Raw genomic sequence first — 25,038 nt, forward strand, 5'->3', positions numbered from 1 at the left:
TCGGATGCATGGAGCTCCTGGCACCCGTGGCGGCGTTTCTTAGCCTTCCCCTCTTCTTGGCCGGGTTCGCGTGGTACGCCGTGCGAGCCCGTAGCCGCGGCGTGAGTCAGTCCTTGCTGGCGCCGATCGAGGAGATCTGGGATCCGATCGCGCACAAGACCAACATCGAGATCCAGATCGAGGCCGAACGGAGCCCGGAGACCCCCTCGCCCGGCGATCCGCCCGAGCCGATGTGGCGGCCGTGACGGTGCGCGAGTTCAGTATCCGACGGTGAAATGCCGGTCTCCGCCGGGATTCTCGAGTTCGTCCACGATGGCGACGGCGAGATCCTCCGCCGAGATCCGGGACGATCCGTCCTCCGCGGTGAGGATGGTCGTCGTCCCCCGCCGGTAGGTGCCGGTCCGGATTCCGGGCTCAAGCATGGCGGGCGGGCTGAGGTACACCCAGTCGCCGTCGTGCGCCTCGCAGACTTGGAGCTGTGTCGTGCTGGCCGAGGCGATCGTCCGCCACGACAGCGGGACGAACACCGGGTCGTCGATGACCAGCCCCCCGGACGGCGAGCGCAACGGTCCGGCGCCACCGACGACCAGGACACGGGTGCCCGCCGCGGCGTCAAGCAGGGCTTTGGCGGTCGCGGCGACGGTGTCCTCCGCGCCCGGAGCCGGTCTTGTCGCGCCCACGACGGCGTCGACTCCCCCGAAGACTTCGCTCATGCGGCCGACATCGGTGATGTCGCCGCGGACGATCTCGACGTCCGGATGCCGCGAGTCCGGCGGTGTGCGGCGGAAGACAGCGGTGACGTGGTGCCCGCGGGAGATGGCTTCGGTGACGACACGGGAGCCGGTCATGCCCGCTGCTCCGACGACGGCGATCTTCATCGGACGCCTTCCTTCTTGGTCTTCGGGGTGATCTGGCCCGCGACGATCGAGGCCAGGGCGAGGGCGAAACCGGCGAGCTGGATCAGGCCGAGCGACTGGCCGAGCAGGACGGCACCGAGGATCGCGGCGACCATCGGCGAAAGCAGGCCGAGGACGGCGACCGAGGTGACCGGTAGGGACGTGATGCCGCGGAACCACAGGACGTACGCGAGCAAGCCGCCGATCAGGCCAAGCCAGAGGTAACCGAGCGCCGCGTCCAGGTCGATGGCGGGCGGCGCGCCTTCGAACAGGAAGGTCACCGGAACCAGGAACAACCCGCCCGCGGTGAGCTGCCATGAAGCGAACGCCGTCGGCCCGACGTCCGCCGGGCGCCCCCACCGTTTGGTGAGGGTGACGCCGAGCGCCATGGTCGCGGCGCCGCCGAGACCGGCGAGGACCCCGACGAGGTCGAAGCCCGCGGCGGGTCCGATCACGACCAGCCCGACTCCCACGATCCCGACGATCCCCCAGGCGAACCGCCACGCCGACGGGCTCTGCCGCAGCACGGCCACGGCGAGGATCGCGACAAGGAGCGGCTGGGCGGCGCCGAGGGTGGCGGCGACTCCGCCGGGCAGCCGTTCGGCCGCGGCGAACAGCAGCGGGAAGAACATCCCGATGTTGAGGATGCCGAGTGCGGCGGCCTTCAGCCACCAGGTACCGCGCGGGAGGGTACGGGTGATGGCCAGTGCGATCAGGCCGGCGGGCAGGGCACGCATGAGCCCGGCGAACAGCGGATGCCCCGGCGGGAGGAGTTCGGTAGTGACCACATAGGTCGTTCCCCAGACCACGGGAGCGAACGCGGTCAGCGCGATGCCGGCGAGTCCGGCGGCGCGAGGTGTGGTCGTCAGTGTTTTCACGCTTCTCAGCTTCGACGCCGAAGATCGATGAGTCCAACACATGTTTGTCACTTGATCCATCGTGATTCAAGATGAATACATGGAGCTTCAGCAGATGCGGTACGTCGTGGCGGTGGCGGAGACGAACAGCTTCACGCGCGCCGCGGAACGGTGCCTCGTCGTACAGTCGGCATTGAGCCACCAGATCGCGCGACTGGAGCGGGAACTCGGCGCCCGGCTGTTCGAACGCACGAGCCGCCGGGTGCGGCTCACCGCCGCGGGCGAGGCTTTCCTCCCGGCCGCCCGCCAATGCCTCGACGCCGCCGAACGGGCCGGTTCCGAGGTCGCCGCCGCCGTCGGCGAGATCCGCGGACGGCTCACCGTCGGCGTCATCCCGACCGTCGCGGCGGTCGACGTTCCCGCGGCGCTGCAGACGTTCCGCCACCGATACCCGCACGTCCGGATCGGGCTCCGGGTCGGGGCGAGCGGACGGCTGGTGGAGCAGGTCAAGGACGGGGCGATCGAGGTCGCGTTCCTCGGCCTGCCGGTATCCGACCGGCCCGAGGGCGTGAGCACCCGCGAACTGGGGCGTGACGACCTGATCGCCGTGGTGGCACCGGATCATCCCCTCGCCGGAGAGTCCGAAGTGGACTTGAAGCGGCTTTCGTCGGAGGTGTTCGTCGACTTCCCGGTGGGATCGGCGGGCCGGGCCCAGACGGATCAGGCCTTCGCCGCGGCGAAGGTGTCACGGGAGGTGGCCTTCGAGGTGACGGCCGCCGACTTCATGGCGCGGCTCATCCACCAGAGCTTGGGCGTGGCGTTGCTGCCGTCGAAGTACGTGCCGAACCTGGCCGGAGTGGTCACCGTGCCAGTGACCGACGCGCCTGCGCGGATCGAACATCTCGTCTGGAACCGCTTCACAGTCACTCCGGCGGCGAAGGCCTTCCTGGAGATTCTCGGCGTCGTGAGTGGCTAGGACGGTTCTATTGAGCGGTAAGTCAAACGTGTCCTGACGGGCGGCCGCACTTCGGGATGTCTCAAAGGGGGCCTTCAGGACGTTGAACGTCCCAAAGGGGGCCTTCGAGACACGGCGCCTGACCCAACGGCACGACACGTGTGCCTTACCTTCCTAGCCACTCACGAGCCAGCCGCCTACCTGCCGTCAGCCTTGATGATCTCGAAGAGGCTGGTCCACGAGCTGCGCCCGTGCCCGGCGGCGATCGCCCGGTCGTAGTGCGACTTGACCGCCTCGGGCAGGGCAACGTCGATCCCGGCGTCCCGGCTCGCCTGCACGATGTGATCGGCGCTCGCGCCCATCATGATCACGTCGGCCTCGTCGCCGGGGTGGTCGCCCTTCTCGATCTGCTCGACCGCGGCTTCCAGGTAGAAGCCCATCATCGCGAAGTTGTCCTTGGCGTACGGGAGGAACTTCTCCAGCGGTACCCCGGCCGAACGCACCAGCGCGCTCGCGTGCATGAACGCCGAGAGCGAGTTCAGGAAGATGTCCAGCTGTGCCTGGTAGAACAGCTGAGCCAGCCGGACGTCCTCACCGAGGAAGTCGGCCCGCCCGATCAGCGCCAGCACTTCGCGGTGCTTCTCGAACACTTCGGTGGGGCCGCTGTAGAAGACGTAGGCTTCTTCCTTGCCCACCAACGGCGCCGGGACCATCACGCCGCCCGCGATGAACTGCCCGCCGCGGGCCTTGACCCACTCGGCGGCTTCGCGGGTCTTCTCCGGGGTGTCCGAGCTGAGGTTGACGACCACCTTGCCAGCCAAGGTTTCCCCTGCCTTGCCCAAGATGTCGTACATCGCCGCGTAGTCGGTGAGGCTCAACAGCACCAGTTCCGACGCCGCCACCGCGTCCGCCGGGGTTTCGGCGCGCACGGCGCCCGCGGCGACGACGCCGTCCGCGCGGCTCGCGGTGCGGTTCCAGACCGTCACTCCATGGCCGTTCTCCAGGAGAACGCGGACCATGGCCTGTCCCATCGGGCCGAGCCCGATCAGTGTGATCATTGTGTTTCCTTTTACTTCTTGAGGATTTCGATGACGCCGACCAGGTCTTCGGCGCCGTGTCCGGCGGCGACCCGCCTGTCCATCAGCGACTGCAACGGGGCCAGCAGTTCGGCGCTGACACCTTGTTCCGCCGCCGCCTTGGCGAGGTTCGGGAACGCGGCGGCCTGCATCGCGATGTTCGACACGACGTCGGTCCCGTAGTCACCGCTGTCGATCTGTTCGGCCGCGCGGTCCAGGAAGCTGCTCAGCATCGCCTCCATCCAGCCGCGGAGCAGCGGAGTCAGCTCGCTCGCCTTGACCCCGGCCGAGCCGACCAAGGTGTAGGCCTGGATGACGCCGATGAAGTTGCCGTACATCCCGCTGAGCAGCGCGAGGTCGTACAGAGGCGCCAGACCGGGATCGACGCCGAGGTAGTTGACCCCGCCGAAGGTGTCGAGCGCGGTGCGGGCCCGGCCGAAAACGGTGCCCGAGCCGCTGTAGAAGATGAACGACGCCGGAGTGCCGATCATCGGCGGGACGGCCATGATGCCGCCGTCCAGGTACTCCGCACCCAGCTCCTCGGCCCACGCGCCCATCTCGCGTGCCTGGCCGGGGGTGCCGTTGGTCAGGTTGATCAGCTGCCGTCCCGCGAGCCCGGCCGCGACCGGGTCCAGGACCTCGTGCACCGAGTCGTAGTCGAGCAGGCACGCGATCACGATCTCGTTCGCCGCGAGGGCTTCGGCCACGGTCGGCGCGACCGTTGCCCCCTTCGCCGCCACGCCCTCGGCGCGGCTCGCGGTCCGGTTCCACGCGGTGACCGGATGTCCCGCGGCCAGTAGTGCCTCCACGAGCGCGGTTCCCATCGCGCCCAGCCCCAGTACCGTCACCGGGGTCTTGCCGTGTTCGCTCATGGGACCACCGTGCCGCCGCCCGCGCACGGATCGCTGCGGGTCCGCGCACGGCCTCACGCACGCTTCTGTCGGTGCCTCGCGCTAACGTCGGTTTCGTGCGTTTCGGACTGCTGGGACCACTCGCCGTGTGGACGACCGCGGGCGAGTCCGTCGTCGTGCCCGAGGCGAAGGTCCGCCTCCTGCTCGCCGGGCTGCTGAGCCGGGAGGGCAGGGCGGCGTCGGTGTCGTCGCTGACCGACGACCTGTGGGGCGAGCATCCGCCGGGTAATCCGGGCAACACCCTGCAGACCAAGGTCTCCCAGCTGCGCCGCGCCCTCGACCGGGCCGAGCCGGGCGCGAGAGAGATCGTGACTCATCAACCCGCCGGCTACGTCCTCGCCGTCGAGCCCGGAGATCTGGACGTCCATCGATTCCGCGCGCTCACCGCCCGTGCCAGGGACGCCGTGGACCCGCGTGCCCGTGCCGCGCTGCTGGCGGACGCGCTGGCGTTGTGGCGAGGGCCCGCGTACGCCGGCTTCGAGGACGAACTCTTCGCCGTGGCCGCCGCGCAGCGGCTGGAGGAGGAAAGGCTGCTCGCCGAAGAGGAGCGAGCCGATGCCCGGCTGGCGCTCGGCGAACATGACGCCCTCACCGCGGAACTCGTGGGTTTGGTGTCACGGCATCCGCTCCGGGAGCGGCTCCGAGGGCTGCTGATGCGCGCGTTGTACGCCGCCGGGCGGCACGGTGAGGCGCTCGAAACCTACGCCGAACTGCGGTCCCGCCTGCGTGACGAGTCCGGTCTCGAACCAGGGCCCGATCTCGCCGCTCTGCACCAGGCGATCCTCACCCGGAGCCCGGATCTCGAGCCCGTCCGAGCCGCCGAGCCGGTGCGCGGGAACCTGCCGGAGTCCTTGACCGAATTGATCGGCCGCACGACGGCGGTCAAGGAGGTCGGGTCGCTGGTCACCGACGCGCGGCTGGTCACCCTCACCGGTCCCGGCGGGGTGGGCAAGACCAGGCTGGCCATCGAGGCCGCGTCGAAGCTCGCCATGGCCGACGGCACCTGGCTGGTCGAGCTGGCAGGCCTGGACAACGTCGAGTGCCCGACGTGCCCGCCGGAGGATCTGGTCGCCGTCGTCCTCACGGCGGTCTTGGACCTCCGAGAAGAGGCCAACTCGGCCAAGACGCTGACACAGTCGCTGGCGGACGCCTTACGCGACAAGGAGATCCTGCTCGTCCTCGACAACTGCGAGCAGGTCGTCGAACCGGTCGCCGCGCTGGTGGAGCGGCTGCTGGCGGCCGCTCCCCGACTGCGCGTGCTCGCCACCAGTCAGGAACCGCTCGGCCTGCCAGGAGAGCAGGTCTGGGCGGTCCCGCCGCTCGAACTGCCCGCGGAGGCGGATTTCGCCGCCGTACGGGAGTCAAGCGCGGTCCGGCTGTTCACCGCCCGTGCCGCGGCGGCCGCCCCTGGGTTCGCTCTCGACGCGGGCAACGCGGCCGTGATCGCCCGGATCTGCCACACACTCGACGGGATCCCGCTCGCGCTCGAACTCGCCGCCACCAGGGTCCGGACGCTCGGGGTGCACGAACTCCTCGCCCGCCTCGACGACCGGTTCGGCCTGCTGTCCTCGGGCAGGCGAGGCGGGCCACGCCGACAGCAGACCCTCCGCGCGATGATCGACTGGAGCTGGAGCCTGCTGAGCGAGCCCGAACAGATCGTGCTGCGCAGGCTCGCCGTCCACGCCGAAGGCTGCGGTCTCGACGCGGCCGAAGCGGTCTGCGCGGGCGGTGAGATCGCGTCGGCCGACGTCCTGGACCTGGTGTCCCGGCTCGTCGACCGGTCGCTGGTGGTCAGCAGGACGGGCAGGTCCGGCCAACCGCGGTTCCGGCTGCTGGAATCCGTTTCGGCCTATGCCTTGGACCAGGCCGATCAGGCGGGCGAACTCGACGAACTGCATCTACGGCACGCCCGTTTCCACGTCGAACTGGCCGAACGCGGCGACACGGGGCTTCGCGGCAAGGAACAGCGGCGCTGGCTCGACAGGCTCGACGCGGAAGGGGCCAACACCCGGCGCGCCCTGGAAACGCTGCTGCGGCAGGGCGAACATCGGCTCGCGTTGCGGCTGGTGAACGCGACGACCTGGTTCTGGTTCCTTCGCGGACGGCTCACCGAGGCCCGGCGCTCACTGAACCTCGTGCTCGACACGGAGATCACCACCGGCGACGAGCGCGCGCAGGCTCTCGGGTGGCGCGCCGGCATCGCCGTGCTCGACGGCACAGGCACCGAGGACGCGGCAGAGGAAACAGCGTGGGGCATCGCCGATCCCGTGGCACGGGCCCGGACGCTGTGGTTCCTCGGCTACGCATGGTCCACGATCGGCGATCTGTGCCGGGCGGAGAAGCTCACTCTCGGCGCGTTGGAAACCGCCCGCGACATCGGTGACGACTGGGGCGCCGCGGCCGCGCTGAGCGACAGGGCGAGCCACCTGATCTCTGGCGGAGATCTCACCGGTGGTGGCCGGATAGCCGCGCAGAGTGCCGGGATCTTCGACGGGCTGGGCGAGCGCTGGGGCTGGCTGCAGGCGTCGTTCGTCGTCGGGATGCTGGCCTCGATCGCCGGGGACTACGACCACGCCGCCCGCGTCCACCGCGAAAGCCTGCGCCGCGCGGAGGAACTGGAGTTGTGGCCGGAGGTCGCCTACAAACTGTCCTGGCTCGGCCGGACAGCGCTGCTCACCGGTGATTTCGCGGGTGCGGAGGAGTTCCACGAGCGGGCCAGGGCGCTGGCGGTCGAGCACAGCTTCAAACCCGGCGAGGTCTACGCCGAGACAGGTCTCGCGCTCGGCGCGCGACGGCAGGGCCGGTTCGAGGAGGCGGAGCAACGGCTGTTGTCCATTCTGGACTGGCATCGCCGGTTGGCATCCGAAGCGGGCAGCACCCTGGTCCTCGCCGAACTCGGGTTCATCGCCGAGCAGCGCGGGGACACGGCGAAGGCGAAGCGTCTCCAGCTGGACGGTCTCGCTCTCGCCCGGCACAGCGAGGATCCTCGCGCGATCGCGCTCGGCCTGGAAGGTCTGGCCGGCGCGGAAGCGGCTGCCGGCGACTACCGCCTGGCCGCGCGGTTGCTGGGGGCTGCGGCGGCCTCCCGTGAATCGGCGGGCGCTCCCCTGGCGAAGGGCGAACGCGGCGACGTCGACAGGATCGCCGGCGCCATCGTCGAGGCCCTCGGAGAAAACGCATTCTCGGCGGCAAGGGAGGCGGGCGCGGCGACACCGATCGATCAGCTGGTGACCGACAGTCAATGACCATGCACCCGTGTCACCACAATGGACCACGCTTTACTTCACGTCGACAACAAAGGGTGATTTTTTTCTGTCGCCGAGCCGCCGTGACCGGTAGCGTGCTTAGCCATGCGGGTGAGGTGGGGGGCTCCCAGCGGGCCCAGGGTGACGATGCCGTGGCGAGCGGCTCCGCGGGCGGCGTTGACCAGCCCTCTGACTTTGATCATCGCCGCAGTGACGGCCTTGCTGGCCTGTTTCCTCGGTACCGCCGCCATCCTGCAGGCCTCGGCCGCGGGCGGCGCGGCGGTCGAGTACCAGTCCGGCATCGCGTGCCCGGACTACTACGGGCCGGTCTTCAACAAGAACAACGTCCCCGCCGCGGCCGCCCCGCAGATCATCGATTCGGTCCGGCGGAACGCTCCGGCGCACGGCTTCGCCGCGCCGGTCACCTCCCGCTACACGCCGTATCTCTTCGGCACCGAGTTCAACGGCGTTCCCTACTACAAGGTCACCATCGCCCACCGCGATCAGGCGGTTCCGGGCCACCTTGAGCTGGCCGACGGGACAGCGGGCGCCGGCGGGCTTTTGCTCGGCACCGTCGTGGCCAAGGCGGAGGGGATCAAAACCGGGGCCGTTCCGAAGGTCGGAGGCACCCCGCTGCCCCCGGTGAACGGGCTGTACCGCGACCTTTCCGACCCGGCGCCGCGCTGGTGGTGCTCGCAGCAGCGGAACGCCGTCGTCAGCAGGCTCGCCAACGATCCGCTCGACTCGGTCATGTTCGCCACCGACGGGAAGACGTTCGACGACGCGGTCCGTGCTTTGGGCGTCCCGTCGTTCGCCGCGCTGCACATGTCGTTCTACGAGGCTCCTCCCAAGACGGTGAGCGAGGCCGAGGACCTGTTGGAGCGGTCGAAGGCGCTCATCGCCGACGTCAAGGCGGATCTGAGCGGCCGTGGCCTCGGTGACGCGATCGTCGGATCGGTGCCGTTCGAGCGTTCGGTGGAGATCAGCAACCAGGCCGAATCGAACGTCCTGGTCTCGATCCTGCCGCTCGCGGCCATCAGCATCCTGGTCGGCTGCGCCGGAATCGGCACCGTCGCCTTGCAGTGGTACCAGCGCAGGCACCCGCAGCTGAGGCTGCTGTCCGCCCGCGGCAGCGCACCGGGGGCGCTCGGAATGCTGGCCGTGGCCGAACTCGGGCTGCCCATCGTCGCCGGTGGCGCGGCGGGAGCGGTGCTCGCGCGGCTGTTGCTCGGAGTGTACGGACCACCAGGTGAACTGGGCGACGGGGCGCTGCTGGCGGGGTCTCTCGTCGCGGCCGCGATCCTGCTCGTTTCGCTCGCGCTGCTGGCCGGGGTGATCGCCTTCCGCACTCATCGGGAGTTCGAACTCGGCAGGGTCAGGTCAGGACGCCGCAAGGGGGTGAAGCTGCTGGCGATCTTCCCGTGGGAGCTGCTGACCGCGGGCGTCGCCCTGCTGGGGTGGAACCGGCTCGTCGACTACAGCAAGGGATCCCGGATCGGCAACCCGCTCCCCCAGGTCGACCCGCTCGCCCTCACCTACCCGGTGTTCGTCGTGCTCACCGTCGGCCTCCTCGCCGCACGGCTGGCCTGGCTCGGGCTCCTCGCCTCGCATCGCGCGCGGCTGTGGTCACGGCCGGCGCTGCAACTGGCGATCCGGCGGCTCGCCAGCGCCCGCGCGCCGGTCACCGGCGTCCTCGTGATCGGTACGCTGGCCATCGGGACCCTGGCGACCGGGATCGGGATCGCCCGTGGTCAGGAAGAAGCGCTGCAGACGAAGTCGGCCATCTTCGTCGGGGCCGAGACCAGGGTCGACACCGAAAGCGTCGTGGGCACCGGCAAGGTCCGGTTGCCCGCGGAGATCAGCGGCACCACCACGATCGTCGGCGAGCTGACCGGTACCGGAAACGTCGTGCTGGTGGTGGATCCGCAGACCTTCCGGCGCGGTGCCACGCTCGGCCCGCTCGACGGTGACGAGGTCGACCGCTTGCTGGGTGAGCTGTCGAGCCCCGGCACGGGTATCCCGGCGATCCGGGTCGGGACCGACGCCGCGCAGAAACCCAAACTGGCCGCCGGTCTCCCCGATGCGAGGACCGTCGGCGAAGTACCGATGTTCCCGATCATCGGCACCAAGGCCGGCTACGTGATCTCCCGCGAATCGCTCAGTGAGGCGCAGCTGCGCGCGGTGCCGAAGTGGAGCCTGCTGTCCGGCTCGTCGATGACTCAGGTGACCGGGGCATTGACGTCCGTCGGAGTGGTCACGGCGGTCAACCGCGTGACTCGTGAGTCCGCGCTCGACGCGCTTCCGTTCTACGTCGTGTCGTGGACGTTCTCGTTCATGGCGCTACTCGGCGCCGTGCTCGGGGTGGTGGCGGTGCTGTCGCTGCTGGTCGCGGTCGAAGTCCGGCGGCGGCAGAACGCGCTGGCAGGCGCGCTGGTCCTGCGGATGGGGATGCGGCCGCGGGCGCTGCTGGCGAGTCATCTGATGGAACTGGGCGCGCTCAGCGGGCTGGCGGTGGTCATCGGCGTCGCCTGCGGGATTTCGGTCGCGGGTCTTTCGGTGCCGCGCTTCGATCCGGCGACGTTCCTCGCGCCGAGGTCGGCCCTGCCCAACCCGACCCCGCTCGCCCTGACCGTGCTGGCCGTCGGCGTGCTCGTCGTCGCGCTGGCTGGCTGGATCGCGATGCGCTCGGTGCGCACCGCCCGGACCGCGGAGTTGATCCGTGCCTGAGAAACCCATCTTCCGGCTGAGCGGGATCGGCGTCGACTACCAGACGCCGGCGGGCACGGTCACCGGAGTCGACGACGTCACCATCGACATCCCCGCGCGCGGGATCACCGTGCTGGCGGGACCGTCCGGCTCCGGCAAATCCACCCTGCTGCGGACGCTCGGCCTGTTCGAGCAGCCTGTCCGGGGCACGATCTCCTTCCAGGGAACGGAAACCGGCAAGCTGCGGCATCGCGACCGGCGGGCGCTGCGGCGGAACCACCTCGGCCTGGTGTTCCAGAACCCGACCGACAACCTGCTCGGGTATCTGAGCGTCGCCGACAATCTCCGTGCGGCGGCGGAATCGGCCGGGACGGAATGCCTGCCCGACGACATCCTCGACCAGCTGGGGCTCGGCGGGACCGGCGCCTGGCGGATCACCGCGCTGTCGGGCGGGCAGCAGCAGCGCCTCGCGTTCGGCTGCACCCTGGCGCGCCGATCGACCGTCGTCCTCGCCGACGAGCCGACGTCCCAATTGGACGAAGGGTCGGCGGACCGGGTGCTCGACACGCTGAAGTACCTGGCGGATCAGGATTTCGCCGTCATCGTCGCCTCGCACGACGACAGGCTCATCGAACTCGGCAGCCGGGTCGCGCGGATGCACAAAGGCAGACTTGAAAAAGTCGAAGAACGGGAGGTCGTGCCGTGATGGCGGAACCCGCCCTCGAGGCCGTCGGGTTGCGCCGCCGGTTCCCCCATCCCAGCGGGGACGTCGAAGTCCTGCGCGGGCTCGAACTGCGGGTGGCCGCGGGCGAACTCGTCACCGTGTCCGGCCGGTCCGGTTCCGGCAAGAGCGCGCTGCTGGCCCTGCTGTGTGGCTTCGACTCGCCCGATTCCGGCAGTGTCCTGCTGGACGGCGTCCCGATAGCGGGCGCTCCGGCGTGGCACACCTGCGCCGTCCTGCCTCAGGCTCTCGGTCTCGCGAACGAACTGACGATCGCGGAGAACGTGGCGCTGCCGCTGCGGCTCCGGTCCGACGTCCCCAAGCCCAGCGCGAAGGACATCCACGCGCGGGTTTCGGAACTGCTGGAGGAACTCGGGATCGGCGACCTCGGCGACCGCTATCCGCTCGAGGTGTCGTTCGGGCAGCAGCAGCGGGTCGCGCTCGCCAGGGCGGTCAGCGGGCGGCCGCGGGTCCTGCTCACCGACGAGCCGACGGCGCATCTGGACGCCGGGAGCACCCCGCGGGTGCTTCGGCTGTTGCGGCGCTGCGCCGAGGAGGGCGCCGCGGTCATCGTGGCGACGCACGACGACGACGTGCACCGGATCGCGGACCGGCGGGTACGGCTGCTGGACGGCGTGCTGTCTTAGGCGGCCCGCTCGCCGGGGCTCGAAGACGTGACTCGCGTGATTGGGCACGTGACTCGCGTGATCAGACGGCGAACTCGCGTGATTGGATGCCGCACTCGGGTGTGCGGTCTCCAATCACGCGAGTTCCGTGTCTGATCACGCGAGTCACGCGTTAGGGAGCAACAGGACCGGCCTTGCCGTACAGGTCGTTCCCCGCCCAGTTCACGAGATCCTGCGAAGGCCTCGAAGGCGGTACAGGTACGAAGTTCGCGGCGTCGTCGACGCTTCCGGTGCCGTCGTACTTGGCCTGCAGCGGGTACGGGAACACCGGCCGGGTGCGGAAGACCTTGCCGTCGGCGCCGCGGCCGGTGGCGATCGTCCGGTCCGGCGCGGTGCCGCGCTCGACCCAGGAGACCAGCTCCTTCAGCGGGTCGTACTCGGTCAGTTTGTCGCCGGTGCCGCAGTGATACATCCCCGGCACCATGAACAGCCGCGCCCAGTCCTGCGTCGCGGCATGGCCGCCGTTGGCGCGGGTGAGCCGCTGGTAGTAGTCGACGGTGCCCGCCGCGGGGATCGCCTGGTCCGCCCAGCCATGCCAGAGCACGAGTTTCCCGCCGGCACGGCGGAATTCGCGCAGATCCGTCGACATCGCGTTGGAGCGGATGCCTTCCGGGGTCAGCCTGTCGAATTCACGCGAAGTGAAGGCAAACTCGTCGACCGACGAATGCGGTGCCCCGATCGGGTAGGCCATGTACTTCAGGTAGTTGTCGGCGAGTGCCCGCGCGAACGGGACGCCACCGAACTCGGGTGCCCCGATGGTCCAGCCGTACCAGGACAGTTCGGAGCCGACGGTCTGGCCACCGGGGTACAGCTTGCGGCCGCGTTCGTCGGTCGGCGGGGCGTAGATCTTCTTGGTGGCCTCGACCTGTGCCGCGGTGAGGCACCCGGCGTTGTCGGTGCCCGGCGGGCAGGCGATCGTGGCCGGGTCGAAGCGGCAGGCCCGCGGGTCGTCGATCGCGCCGTCGGCGAGACCGTCGACCTTGTCGCAGGAGGACAGTGCCGCGGCGTGCAGTGCCGGGAGTTTGTCCCCGGTCAGGATGGGTTTGCCGTCGGCGCCGGTGTTCACTTTGGCGAGCCAGGTCTGGTAGGCGCCGATCAGCGGCCCCCAGTAGCCGGCCGGCGCGCCGGCGACGATGCCGTCGAAGTCGTGCGGGTAGCGCTGTGCCAGCAGAAGCGCCTCACGGCCGCCGTCGGAGCAGCCGCTGAAGTACGACTTCTTCGGCGGAGCGCCGTAGAACGCCGAGATGAGGCGCTTGGACGCCTTCGAGACCACGTGTGGCGCCCGGAAGGCGAAGTCGTCGCGGGCGGCCTGGTCGTTCGCGGCCCACTTGCCGTCGTCGAAGACGAGCGGGGTCGTGCCGACGTGGCCGTCGTCGGTGGCCGCGACAGCGACGTCGCCGCCGTGCGGCAGCCCGCAGTCGGTGAACGGCGGCGGAGTGACGGCGCCGCAGAACCCGCCGCAGCCGAACTGCAGGTAGCGGCCCGCGTACGTCTTGGTCGGCAGCCGCAACTGGAACTGCACCGCCGGTTCGACGTGCCCGCGGACATCGCAGTTCTCCGGTTCGGTCGCCGTCGCCGGTACCACGGTCGCGGTCTCGACGTGCGTGATCGCGCCGGGAATGTCGTAGGTCCGCACCAGGTCGGCGCAGGTGCGCACCGGGCGGAAAGTCGTTTCACCGGCGGTGGCCGCCGGAGCCGTGAGTATCGAGCCTGCCGTGATGAGCGCTGCCACGCCGAGCATGGACAACCGCCGCATTTCCCCACCCCAGTTTCCCGGATCAGCCTTGGTTGGCTCATTCACCCTGGCCCGGCCGCTGTGTGTTGTCCACCGTGTTTCGGGACGGCTCGCAGGGTCATCCGGGTTGTCCAGTTCGGGTCAGGTTTGTCCGGGTGTCTTGACATCGATGTCACCCCCGAGTTTTTCTCTCTTGGCGCCACCGGTCCCCCGCCTGTGCGGCGCCCAGCCTGCCCCCGTGAGAAAGCATTGGTGCAACGATGCCCCGAAGCGTCAGACCTTGGGTCTGCGGCCTCTTGAGTGCCACGGTCGTGGTGTCCGGGGTGGTGGCCCTTCCGGCCGCCGCCTCGGCCGAAGAGGTGCCACCGGACTTCTATTCCTCGTTCGAGCAAGGCGAGCCGCAGCCGACGTGGAGCGACACGGTCGACGTCGACCCGTCCGGCAAGCCGAAGGCGTTCGGTGTCGACGGCGCGAACGCCACCACCATCCCCGGTGACATCCGCGGCAAGGTCACCGAGACGTCCGCCAACAGCGAGAACACCCCGAACGAGGGCGCGTCGAACCTGGTGGACGGCTCGACGGACACCAAGTGGCTTGCCTGGACACCGACCGGCTGGGCGCAGGTCGCGCTGTCGGAGCCGACGTCGATCACGCGGTACGCGCTGTCCTCCGCGAACGACTTCGACAACCGCGACCCGCAGGACTGGACGCTGCAGGGTTCCGCCGACGGCCAGGCCTGGACGGATCTGGACAAGCAGACCGGCCAGAAGTTCTCGGACCGGTTCCAGTCCAAGGAATACCGCCTGCCCGCGGCGAGTGCCGCGTACAAGTTCTTCCGCCTGAACATCACGAAGAACAACGGCGGCGACATCATGCAGCTCTCGGAGCTGCTGCTGGCCAACGAGGACCCGGCCCCGCCGGCGCTGCCGAACATGCGCAGCTTCGCCGACAGCGGCCCGACCGGCGGCTACACGAACAAGAACCGTGTCGGTTTCACCGGCACGCGGGCGTTCCGCTACGCCGGCAGCCACAAGGCGCCGGGGCACGGCTGGTCGTACAACAAGATCTTCGACGTCGACCTCCCGGTGGCGGCGACCTCGGAGCTGTCGTACAAGGTGCAGCCGGAGTTCATTCGCGGTGACCTGAAGTACCCGAGCACGAACGTCGCGGTCGACCTGGCGTTCACCGACGGCACGTACCTGAGCCAGCTCGGCGCCGTCGACCAGTACGGCTTCGGGCTCTCGCCGCAGGGCCAGGGCGCGAGCAAGGTGCTCTACACCAACCAGTGGAACCTGGTGCGCTCGCAGATCGGCGTGGTCGCGAAGGGCAAGACGATCGACCGGATCCTGGTCGGTTACGACAACGCCGACGGCCCTGGCTCGTTGCAGGGCTGGCTGGACGACATCAAGGTCTCGGCGACGCCGACGCCGCCGGCGAGCCTGCGTCCGTCCGACAACGTGCTGACCACGCGCGGTTCGCTGTCGAACGGGTCGTTCTCGCGGGGCAACAACATGCCGGCGACCGCGGTGCCGCACGGGTTCAACTTCTGGATCCCGACGACCGACGCGGGCACGTTGAGCTGGATGTACTCCTACCACTCGCGCAACAACGAGCAGAACCTCCCGTCGCTGCAGGCGTTCTCCGCGAGCCACGCGCCGAGTCCGTGGATGGCCGACCGGCAGACATTCCAGTTCCTGCCTTCGACCGCCACCGGGGTGCCGAACCCGGAACGTGAGGCGCGAAAGCTGCCGTTCAAGCACTCCAACGAGACAGCTCGGGCGCACTACTACGGTGTCGACTTCGAGAACGGCATCAAGACCGAGGTCGCGCCGACCGATCACGCGGCGCTGTACCGGTTCAAGTTCCCCGGTGCGGACTCGAACTTGATCTTCGACAACGTCAACAACAACGGCGGGCTCACCCTCGACCCCGCGGGCCGGGCCATCACCGGCTACAGCGACGTCAAGAGCGGGCTATCGGCCGGCGCGTCGCGGATGTTCGTCTACGCCACCTTCGACAAGCCGGTGACCGCCGGTTCGAAGCTGTCGACCGGTTCAGGTGACCAGAAGCGGGACAACGTCCTGGGCTACCTGAAGTTCGACGCCGGTGCCGACAAGACGGTGAACATGCGGATCGCGACCTCGCTGATCAGCGTCGATCAGGCGAAGAAGAACATGGAGCAGGAGCTCGCCCCGAACGCGTCGGTCGAGTCGGTGAGCGAGACCGCGGCGAAGGCCTGGGACGAGAAGCTCAAGGTCGTCGAGGTCGAGGGTGCGTCGAAAGATCAGCTGATCACGCTGTACTCCAACCTGTACCGGCTGTTCCTGTACCCGAACTCGGGCTTCGAAAACGTCGGCACCCTCGAGAAGCCGGTGAAGAAGTACGCGAGCCCGGTGTCACCGAAGGCCGGTCAGGACACCCCGACGCAGACCGGGGCGAAACTGGTCGACGGCGAGTTCTACGTCAACAACGGGTTCTGGGACACCTATCGCACGGTGTGGTCGGCGTACTCGCTGCTCAGCCCCGACACCACCGGCAAGCTGGTCGACGGTTTCGTGCAGCAGTATCGCGACGGTGGCTGGATCTCCCGCTGGTCGTCCCCCGGTTACGCGGACCTGATGACCGGCACCAGTTCGGACGCCGCCTTCGCGGACGCGTACCTCAAGGGAGTCAAGGGATTCGACGTCCAGTCGGCGTACGACTCGGCGGTCAAGAACGCGACGGTGACCCCGCCGAACGGCGCTGTCGGCCGGAAGGGCATCGACGAGGGCACGTTCCTCGGGTACGCGCCGAACACCGCGGACCACGGGTTCTCGTGGGCGATCGAGGGTTACGTCAACGACAACGCGATCGCGAACATGTCGAAGAAGCTCTACGACGAGGCTCCGGCGAACGACCCGCGCAAGCAGGAGTACCTGGACAACTACGGGTATTTCACCGAGCGGGCCACGCAGTACGTGAACGTGTTCGACCCCAGTGTCGGCTTCTTCCAGGGCCGGGACGCGGCGGGCAAGTTCACCCGCGCCAAGGACAAGTTCGACCCGGAGGTGTGGGGTATCGACTACACCGAGACCAACGCGTGGGGCATGCGGTTCTCCGTCCCGCAGGACGGTCAGGGCCTGGCGAACCTCTTCGGCGGCAAGGCGGGGCTGGCGTCCAAACTGGACGAATTCTTCGCCACCCCCGAGACGGGGCTGAAGTTCGGCAGTTACGGCGGGATCATCCACGAGATGACCGAGGCGCGGGACGTCCGGATGGGCATGTACGCGCATTCCAACCAGGCCGCGCATCACACGCTCTACATGTACGACTACGCGGGTCAGCCCTCGAAGACGCAGGCGAAGGTCCGCGAGGCGCTGTCCAGGTTGTACGTCGGCAGCGAGCTCGGCCAGGGCTACGGCGGTGACGAGGACAACGGCGAGCAGTCGGCTTGGTGGCTGTTCGGCATGCTGGGCTTCTACCCGCTGCAGGTCGGCAGCTCGGACTACGCGATCGGCTCGCCGCTGTTCACCAAGGCGACCGTGAACCTGCCCGGCGGCAAGAAGATCGTGGTCAACGCGCCGAAGAACAGCGCGAAGAACGTCTACGTGCAGGGCCTGAAGGTCAACGGCAAGGCGCAGACCTCGACGTCGCTGGCGCATTCGGCGATCGCAGGAGGCGGGACGCTCGACTTCGACATGGGCCCGAACCCGTCGTCGTGGGGTACCGGCCCGAACGACGCGCCGAAGTCGATCACCAAGGGCGACGCGGTGCCGACGCCGGTGCACGACCTGACCAAGCCGGTCTCCGGCGCGGACGCCGCGTTCTTCGACAACACGTCGCGGACCGAGGCGAAGGTCAAGGCTCCGATCCAGTACCAGGTGCCCTCGACGAAGGAGGCGGGTTCGTACTACACGCTGACTTCGGGCAAGGGTGCCGGTGACGCGAAGAGCTGGGTGCTGAAGGGTTCCTACGACGGGAAGAGCTGGGCGGTCGCGGATCAGCGGACCGACCAGAGTTTCCAGTGGCGCCAGCAGACCAAGCCGTTCAAGATCGCGAACTCGGCGCACTACGCCTACTACCGGCTCGAGGTCACCGCGACCACGGGCGAGGAGGCGTCGCTGTCGGAGTTCGAGGTGCTGGGCAAGCCGGACGCGGCGTGCACGCAGACGGTCACCGGTGAACGCAAGGGCCCGCTGACCGTGCAGAGCGGGGTGACCTGTGTGGACGGTGCGACGGTGTCCGGTCCGGTGTCGGTGGCGCCGGGTGCGAGCCTGATCGTCCGCGGCGGGTCGATCTCCGGTCCGCTGACGGCGACGGGTGCGGCGCAGATCGTGCTGGACCGGACGAAGGTGGGCGGTCCGGTGGCGATCACCGGGGCGACCGGTGCGGTCTCGATCGAACTGACCGAGATCGGCGGACCGGTGGCGTTGACGGGCAACAAGGGGCCGGTGCTGACTTCCAGCACGATCGGCGGACCTCTGGCGTGCGCGGCCAACTCCCCCGCTCCGACGGACTACGACCTGCAGAACACCGTCCGCGGCCCGGCCGCCGGGCAGTGCGCGAAGCTGTAGTCCTCCGGTAAGGACGTGAAGGCCCCCTTCATCGCGAAGGGGGCCTTCACGTCTATAGAGCGCCAGGCAAAGGTGGCGTCGCGAAGCCGTGACTCGCGTGATCGCCGCCTGGTCACGGCACCGTCGCCTATTCGGGACGGCGGCCGCGGAGGATGCCGAAGCTGACGAGGGCCGCGGACAGCACGGTGAGCGCGAGCCCGGCGTGGGTGGTCGCTGCGAGGAAGTCGGCCGATCCACGGGCCGAGGTCAGGGCTCCGGGGAAGACCAGCGCCAGGATGGTGCCGCTGAGCGCGATGCCGATCCCGGTGGTGACTTCGCTGGCGGTGTCGACGAGCGCGGCTCCGATGGTGGTCCGGTTCGACGGCAGGCCACGCATCACGTTGGTGCCCGCGACGACACCGACCACGCGCATGCCCACCGCGACGAGAGCGAGCGCGACGGCGATCCAGACGTAGCCGAGCCCACCGAACGCCGTGTAGACGGCCAGCCCGCAGACGACCGCGGCGGCGCTGAGCCAGGCGGCCTTGACGAGTCCGAGACGCTTCATCAGCGGGGTGACGAGCGCGCCGCCGGCGATGAGAACGACGACCTGGGGCAGCATCCCGATCGCCGCCTGGGCGGGTGCCCAGCCGAGACCGAACTGGAGGTGCAGCGTCACGAGGTAGCCGAGCCCGGCGGTCGCCAGTCCCGCCGCGGCCTTGAGCGCCAGACCGCTGGACACCAGCGGACGCGCGACGAGTTTCAGGTCCAGCAACGGATGCCGGGCGGTCTTCTGACGCAGGACGAAGCCGGTTCCGGCGGCGAGCGCGGCCACGGCGGCGGTCCAAGGCAGAACCGACGCGGTGCCTTCTTCGACGAAGAGCGTGGGGGCGAGCAGCGCGAGGACGATCGTCGCGGTTCCCAGCACGGCGCCCGCGACGTCGATCGGGTCGCGGTGCAGGTCGGCGGGATCGTCGGCGGGGATGCCGAGGAACGCGAGCGCGGCGACAGGCACGTTCACCAGCAGCAGCGCCTGCCACGGCGCTATGGACAGCACGAGCCCACCGGCGGTGGGGCCGATGGCGAGGCCGATCAGGCCCACGGTCGAGATCAGCGTGGTCGCGCGGACTCGCAGCACGTCTTCGTCGAAGAGGCGGAACGCGAGAGCGAGTGACCCCGGTGTCGTCATCGCCGCCGCGACCCCCATGACGGCCCGGACGGCGATGAGCTGCCACGCGACGGTGACGAACGCCGTCGCGAGGCTGGCCACGGCGAGGAGCACGAGTCCGGTGAGCATGATCTTGCGCCTGCCCACTCGGTCGGCCAGCGCGCCGAACGCCAGCATCAGGCCGCCGAACACGACGGAATACGCGCCGGTCACCCATTGCAGGGTGGTCGTCGAGGCGGAGAGTTCGCGGCCGATGGTCGGCAACGCGACGTTGAGGATCGAGTTGTCGAGCATCTCGAACAGGAACACGGCCGAGAGCCCGGTCAGGGCGGGCCACGCGTCCTTCAGGGAACGGCTTTGAACAGGGGAACGCAAAGGTCGACTCCTTCGAGGTGAAGGAGTGACGGATCATGCGATCTCGTGTATGCGCGTGCTCAGCACGTTTCTACCCCGATGACTCGATCATACGGCACCGACACGTGACCAGGAACGTGACTCGCGTGATCAGGAACGGAACTCACGTGATCGGCGGGACGACACACGTGTCGTCCCATGGGTCACGCCGTGAGTGGCGATTCGGGTTAGGGCCAAGGGTGTCTTAGGTGCCTGCTGGATTGTGGCCGCGGTTGATCGCGGGGTCCGTCGCGTGGCGTCCAGCTGGACACGCGTGTCGTCCCTTCCGTCACGCGAGTTCGCAGCCGCGGGTGTCGTGAAAGCCACTTTCGCGACGCCTGATGTCCCGAAAGTGGCTTTCGCGACACTGCCCGGCCTCACTGGACGCGGGGGTCAGCCGGGCAGGGACGTGAACGAGCCAGAGATGCACGGGCGTCCTGAAGGCCCCCTTTGAGACGTTCAACGCCTCAAAGGGGGCCTTCAGGACACCGCGACAACCGCCCTAGCCACTCACGAGGCCCAGCTCGACGGGTCAGGCGGGAGCGCCCCGCACCGCCAGCTTCTGCACGTCCAGATAGAGGCATCCGGCCGTGGTGGGCTGCGGCGAGCAGGTCCGTTCCGGGTAGAACGACAGCTGGTTGGACGAAACGGTCAGCCGCACGAACCGCACCCCGGTCGCGCTGCCCGGCGCGAGCTGGAGCGCGGTGAGCTTGTTCAGGTCGGCCGGCTTGAAGTCGCCGCTGCCCGCCTTCACCCAGTTCGTGCCGTCCACCGAGGTTTCGACGGTGACGTCCTTGGCCGCGGCGGGCGGATCGTCACCGCAGACGTTGGACGGGTCGATTTCGATGGCGCTGACGTTGACCGCCTTGCCCAGTTTGATCGTGACGAACCGGGTCTCGACCGTGCCGTCGGGGCGGACGACCTTGTCGGTCGACCAGCCGCCACCGCCGAGCACCGACGAAGCCGCCAGGTCACCGGGGCCGCAGCCATACGGGGTGAAGTCGACGCCGTTGAACCCGGCGACGGCGGCACCGGCGGTGCCGGAGGCCCAGTTGAACCGCAGCGCCCAGTCGACCTTGGTGGTGCCCGAGCGCACCGAGACCGTGCGGGTCTCGCTGTCGGCGCCGCCACCGGAGGCGTAGACCTTCGGATAGGTACCCGGCAGCACGCCGGGGATGGTGTAGCCGCCGGCGGCGTCGGTGATCGCGGACAGCGAGCCGGTGAAGCCGGAGTCGTGCCCGCCGAAGCGGACGGCGACGCCCGCGATCGGGGCTCCGCCTTCGCGGTCGGTGACCTTGCCGGTCACGGTCCCGGTCGGGGTGCCCGCGGGCGGCGGGGTGGAGAAGTCCTCGGCCGGTTCGGTGTCGGCGCCGGTGATCGACGCGGCGAAGTAGCCCATGCCGCGGGCGGCGAAGGCCTTCCACAGTTTGGCGTGCGCGCGGCCGCCGTTGATCACCGTGTCGGCCTGCAGGATCGCGTTCCGCATGTCCAGGAAGGACGGCGAGGCGGGCGACAGTTCCATCGCGCGGGTGACCAGTGCCCGTGTCAGCGGCACCCCGAGCGCGGAGCGGACGTCCCACAGCGTGCTCACCCAGATCTCCCCGTCGGCGTGCACTTCCGGGCCGCCGATGATCCGGCCGAGGTCGCCGTAGGTGTAGCCGCCGGGGCCCGCCCCTGGTGTGCCGGGGCACTGCGGCGCACCGGCGCCGACCGGGCAGTCCAGCGGCTGGGTGCGGGCGAGGGGTACGCCGTCGCTGACGTAGTCCCCGCCGAGGAGTTCACCCGGAGCCAAGGTGTCCTTGAGCGCGTTGCGCCCGACGAGGTAGTCGAAGGCGTACCAGTCGCTCCACGCCTCCCCCATCGCGCCGGACTGGAAGGTGTTCAGCGTCGAGTTGCCCTGCGCGTCGACGACGAGCCGGTTGGACAGGCCGTGGGCGTACTCGTGGTGGATGATCGTGGCGTCGTCGGCGGAGTTGGCCGCGAGGAACGGGTCGCCGGGGTCCCTGGGGTCGTGGAACAGGAACATCCCCATCGTCGGCGCGTGGCCGTCCGGCGGGGTGCCCATGAACGCGTTGTCGTAGTAGCCCGGCGTCTGCGCGCCGAGCAGGGTGTGGACCTGGACGGCGTCGCCGTCGACCTTCTCGAAGTTGCCCGCCTCGCGGGTGAAACCGATCGGGAACGAGGCCAGGTGGTCGTGGAAGCTCCCGACGTAGGCCAGCGCCTGCACGGCGTTCTGTTCCCGGTTCTTCGCCCACGAACCAGGCGTCTTCGGGTCCCAGGAGCAGGGCCTCGCCGCCGAGCACGGCGGGCCGACGGCGGCGTTGAAGTCGGTGAACTTGTACCGGTAGGTGCCGTCGGTGTTCGGCCCGATCTCCTCCTCCGGCTGGAACTTCTGGTCGCCGTTGACGTCGGCGGCGACGTGCGCGACGTTGCCGTCCAGGGTCTTGGCGTCGGCGGGCAGCCAGCCCTTCTGGGTCAGGTTGACCTGCTTCTGCGGGCCGGGCTTCGCTTCCCACGCGAGGCCCTTGGCGCCGTCGGCGTCGTTCGCGTGGCTGACCAGGTTCTTGCGGTAGAGCAGCTTGCCGGTCCCGGCGTCGGTGACCTCCTGGAACATCTTGTCCGCGGCGGGTTTGGCCAGCGTGTACCAGGCGGGGCGGATCCCGTCGGCGGTGAGGAACGCGACCTGCTTGGCGTCCGGGGCGGGTGCGGCCAAGGCACCCGCGCCGAGCGACTCGGGAAGGCCGCGCACGGGCGAGCCGTCCAGCTGGATGAGCCTGCCGTCCTTGGTGACGTGCGCCTTCAGGCCGTTGCCGAAGACCGGGACGCCGCCGACGGCCTGGGTGAAGGACAGATGGTGCGTGCCTTCGACGTCGACGTAGTCCTTGCGCAGGTTCAGTTTCGCGGTGTCGCCTGCCCCGAGGCCGACGAGACCTTCCTGCTCGCGCAGGTAGTCCAGCACGACGTCGCGGGGCGACTTCGCACTCGGTCCGGTGAGGAACCCGTCGGTGCGGGCGAGGACGCGGGGAGTACCGGTCAGCTCGTCGAAATCGAGCAGGGCCTGGTTACCGAGTTCCGCGCGAGCCTTCGCGACGGAGCTCGTCCGCGACGCCGAGAGCCTGTCCAGGGCGCGCGGACCGGATCTCGCCGTGTCCCGGACGTCGACGTCCTTTCCGGATCTGTCCGGTGTGGTGTGGACAGCGCCCGGTGCCGGTGCCGCTCCGGCTTGGGGCGCTGTGACCAGCGCTAACACTGTCATTGCGGTCACGGCGCACAACGAGGCACGCGAACGCGAGGAACGTGACGTCACTCCAGACCCCTCTCTCGGTGGTGACGCAGACGTTCCCTTCGTACCGATACAGTCACCGTGGACGTCAGCGCCGATCAGGTACGGCCATCCCGGTGATCGGTACCTCCGGCGCAGGGGTGTCCACAGTGGATTCAGCGGGATTCGTAGGGGAAGATGGACGGCGCCACGGAATTCGAGCGGCTGCGGCCTGTCATGTTCGGGCTCGCCTATCGCCTGCTCGGTTCGGCGGCGGAGGCGGAAGACGCCGTGCAGGACGCGTACCTGCGGTGGTCGGGCGCCGAGCGCGGGTCGATCGAGTCGCCGCGGGCGTGGCTGGCGAAGGTGGTCACCAATCTCTGCCTGAACCGGCTGACCTCGGCCAGGGCACAGCGTGAACGGTATGTCGGGCCGTGGCTGCCCGAACCGGTCCTGACCTCGGACGACGTGCTCGGCCCGCTGGAGACGGCGGAGCAGCGGGATTCGGTGTCGCTGGCGATGCTGGTGCTGCTGGAACAGCTCAGTCCGGTCGAGCGGGCGGTGTTCGTGCTGAAGGAGGCCTTCGCCTACAGCCACCGCGAGATCGGCGCGATCCTCGACGTCTCCGAAGTCAACTCGCGTCAGCTGCACAGCCGCGCGCGGCGGACCCTGGACCGTTCGGACGAGCGACGGGTTTCGAACCCTCGACAGCTCGAAAAGCTGGTCGAGAGCTTCCTGTCGGCGGCGCGGGACGGTGACTTGCCCGCGTTGGAGAGCTTGCTGACCGCCGACGTCACGGCGTGGTCGGACGGCGGCGGCAAGGTCACCGCGGCGCGGCGTCCGGTGCACGGCGCGGAGCGGGTCGCCCGCCTGTACGCCGGGATGTTCGCAGGCGCGGCGCCGGTGTCGATCGCGATCGGCGAGGTCAACGGCGGTCCCGCCGTGATCGCGACGGCCGGTGACGCCCTGTTCGGCATCCTCGGGTTCGAGGTCGTGGACGGCCGGATCGCCGGGCTCCGCGCGGTCGCGAATCCGGACAAGCTCGCGTTCCTCTCGCGGCAGCTGTCACGTTCCGGGTAGCCCGCCGGTTCTTGAGGGTGGAAGCTCTCGTGAACGGAGGACCTGGGTGATGAAACCGATTCTGGTGACCGGCGGTACCGGCGACCTCGGCCGCGAAGTGGTGCGGCGGCTGGCGGCCGGAAACCTGCCGGTCCGGGTCATGAGCCGTCGGCCGCATCCCACTGACGTTTCCCACGAATGGGCCCAGTGCGATCTGAAGACCGGTGACGGCCTGGCCGACGCTGTCGACGGTGTCTCGGCGATCATCCACTGTGCGTCGACACTGGGGCGCGGCGACGAGCGGGTGACGCGGAATCTGGTCGGGGCCGCGCGGCGGGCGGGCCGGCCGCATCTGGCGTACATCTCGATCGTCGGCGTCGACGTGATCCGGTTCTTCTACTACGACGAGAAGCTGGCCTCGGAGAAGGTGATCGAGGAGTCCGGTCTGCCGTGGACGGTGCTACGCGCGACGCAGTTCCACGAGCTCGTCGCGCGGGCGTCGGCGGCGCAGCGTCGGCTGCCGGTGACGTTCATGCCGTCCGGATTCCGTTTCCAGCCGGTCAGCACCGGCGACGTCGCGGAACGGCTGGTCGCGTTGGTGTCCGGTGAGCCGTCGGGCCGGGTGCCGGACATGGGCGGCCCCGAGGTGCGCAGCGCCCGTGACCTGGCAGAGGCGTTTCAGCGGTCGGTGGGACGCCGGAAGCCGATCGTGCCGCTGTGGCTGCCGGGCAAGGCGTTCCGCGCTTTTCGGGCAGGCGGCAACCTGACGCCGGAGAACGCGACCGGTGCGGGCACCTTCGAGGAGTTCCTCGCCTCCCACGCTTAGGCCGTACCGA

16 protein-coding genes are annotated in these 25,038 nt (G+C 69.3%); 9 read left to right on the top strand and 7 right to left on the bottom strand.

Annotated elements, in window-relative coordinates:
• Window positions 1-8: 8 nt before the first annotated feature.
• The gene (locus AMYAL_RS49540) at window positions 9-245 is read left to right on the top strand and encodes a hypothetical protein (RefSeq protein WP_143267825.1); all 237 of its coding nucleotides are present in this window, start codon (window positions 9-11) and stop codon (window positions 243-245) included.
• Between the two features lie 12 nt (window positions 246-257).
• Here AMYAL_RS49540 and AMYAL_RS0133325 read toward each other — a convergent pair whose 3' ends face one another.
• Both AMYAL_RS0133325 and AMYAL_RS0133330 read right to left on the bottom strand, forming a co-directional pair.
• Window positions 258-878 (bottom strand): NAD(P)-dependent oxidoreductase, encoded by a 621-nt coding sequence (locus tag AMYAL_RS0133325; RefSeq protein ID WP_020635630.1) that lies wholly within the window; start codon window positions 876-878, stop codon window positions 258-260.
• Window positions 875-1,774 (bottom strand): EamA family transporter, encoded by a 900-nt coding sequence (locus tag AMYAL_RS0133330; RefSeq protein WP_020635631.1) that lies wholly within the window; start codon window positions 1,772-1,774, stop codon window positions 875-877. The genes AMYAL_RS0133325 and AMYAL_RS0133330 overlap by 4 nt, the downstream gene beginning before the upstream one ends.
• 79 nt (window positions 1,775-1,853) lie before the next feature.
• Here AMYAL_RS0133330 and AMYAL_RS0133335 point away from each other — a divergent pair, with 79 nt between their 5' ends.
• Window positions 1,854-2,729 carry a LysR family transcriptional regulator gene (locus tag AMYAL_RS0133335; RefSeq protein ID WP_020635632.1) on the top strand — a complete coding sequence of 292 codons (876 nt, stop codon included), beginning with the start codon at window positions 1,854-1,856 and terminating at the stop codon, window positions 2,727-2,729.
• A gap of 176 nt (window positions 2,730-2,905) precedes the next feature.
• Here the strand turns inward: AMYAL_RS0133335 and AMYAL_RS0133340 are convergent, their stop codons facing one another.
• Both AMYAL_RS0133340 and AMYAL_RS0133345 read right to left on the bottom strand, forming a co-directional pair.
• Complete coding sequence (locus AMYAL_RS0133340; RefSeq protein WP_020635633.1) at window positions 2,906-3,766, bottom strand: NAD(P)-dependent oxidoreductase; 861 nt, start codon at window positions 3,764-3,766, stop codon at window positions 2,906-2,908.
• An 11-nt stretch (window positions 3,767-3,777) separates the two neighbouring features.
• A complete protein-coding gene (locus AMYAL_RS0133345) occupies window positions 3,778-4,656 on the bottom strand; it encodes an NAD(P)-dependent oxidoreductase (protein WP_020635634.1) in 879 nt (292 codons plus the stop codon).
• Between the two features lie 95 nt (window positions 4,657-4,751).
• On the opposite strand from AMYAL_RS0133345, the gene AMYAL_RS0133350 reads away from it, so the two are divergent.
• The 4 genes from AMYAL_RS0133350 to AMYAL_RS0133365 all read left to right on the top strand — a co-directional run bounded on the left by AMYAL_RS0133350 (window position 4,752) and on the right by AMYAL_RS0133365 (window position 12,014).
• Window positions 4,752-7,940: an AfsR/SARP family transcriptional regulator gene (locus tag AMYAL_RS0133350; RefSeq protein WP_020635635.1), complete on the top strand. Its 3,189-nt coding sequence runs from the start codon at window positions 4,752-4,754 to the stop codon at window positions 7,938-7,940.
• A gap of 147 nt (window positions 7,941-8,087) precedes the next feature.
• Complete coding sequence (locus tag AMYAL_RS0133355; RefSeq protein ID WP_026467649.1) at window positions 8,088-10,667, top strand: FtsX-like permease family protein; 2,580 nt, start codon at window positions 8,088-8,090, stop codon at window positions 10,665-10,667.
• On the top strand, window positions 10,660-11,352 hold the full coding sequence (locus tag AMYAL_RS0133360) for an ABC transporter ATP-binding protein (RefSeq protein ID WP_020635637.1): 693 nt from the start codon (window positions 10,660-10,662) through the stop codon (window positions 11,350-11,352). The genes AMYAL_RS0133355 and AMYAL_RS0133360 overlap by 8 nt, the downstream gene beginning before the upstream one ends.
• On the top strand, window positions 11,352-12,014 hold the full coding sequence (locus AMYAL_RS0133365) for an ABC transporter ATP-binding protein (protein WP_020635638.1): 663 nt from the start codon (window positions 11,352-11,354) through the stop codon (window positions 12,012-12,014). The genes AMYAL_RS0133360 and AMYAL_RS0133365 overlap by 1 nt, the downstream gene beginning before the upstream one ends.
• A gap of 151 nt (window positions 12,015-12,165) precedes the next feature.
• On the opposite strand, the gene AMYAL_RS0133370 is transcribed toward AMYAL_RS0133365, so the two are convergent.
• Complete coding sequence (locus AMYAL_RS0133370; RefSeq protein ID WP_026467650.1) at window positions 12,166-13,809, bottom strand: tannase/feruloyl esterase family alpha/beta hydrolase; 1,644 nt, start codon at window positions 13,807-13,809, stop codon at window positions 12,166-12,168.
• Window positions 13,810-14,048: 239 nt separating this feature from the next.
• On the opposite strand from AMYAL_RS0133370, the gene AMYAL_RS0133375 reads away from it, so the two are divergent.
• Complete coding sequence (locus AMYAL_RS0133375; protein ID WP_039794537.1) at window positions 14,049-18,341, top strand: GH92 family glycosyl hydrolase; 4,293 nt, start codon at window positions 14,049-14,051, stop codon at window positions 18,339-18,341.
• A 127-nt stretch (window positions 18,342-18,468) separates the two neighbouring features.
• Here the strand turns inward: AMYAL_RS0133375 and AMYAL_RS0133380 are convergent, their stop codons facing one another.
• Both AMYAL_RS0133380 and AMYAL_RS0133385 read right to left on the bottom strand, forming a co-directional pair.
• A complete protein-coding gene (locus AMYAL_RS0133380) occupies window positions 18,469-19,863 on the bottom strand; it encodes an MFS transporter (protein WP_039794538.1) in 1,395 nt (464 codons plus the stop codon).
• 550 nt (window positions 19,864-20,413) lie between these two features.
• Entirely contained in the window at window positions 20,414-23,137 is a 2,724-nt protein-coding gene (locus tag AMYAL_RS0133385) for a M36 family metallopeptidase (protein WP_020635642.1), read from the bottom strand.
• A gap of 204 nt (window positions 23,138-23,341) precedes the next feature.
• Here AMYAL_RS0133385 and AMYAL_RS0133390 point away from each other — a divergent pair, with 204 nt between their 5' ends.
• Entirely contained in the window at window positions 23,342-24,223 is an 882-nt protein-coding gene (locus AMYAL_RS0133390) for an RNA polymerase sigma-70 factor (protein ID WP_020635643.1), read from the top strand.
• 46 nt (window positions 24,224-24,269) lie between these two features.
• Window positions 24,270-25,028 (top strand): SDR family oxidoreductase, encoded by a 759-nt coding sequence (locus AMYAL_RS0133395; RefSeq protein WP_026467653.1) that lies wholly within the window; start codon window positions 24,270-24,272, stop codon window positions 25,026-25,028.
• Window positions 25,029-25,038: the final 10 nt, after the last annotated feature.

It is taken from the genome of Amycolatopsis alba DSM 44262, assembly GCF_000384215.1.
GTDB lineage: Bacteria > Actinomycetota > Actinomycetes > Mycobacteriales > Pseudonocardiaceae > Amycolatopsis > Amycolatopsis alba.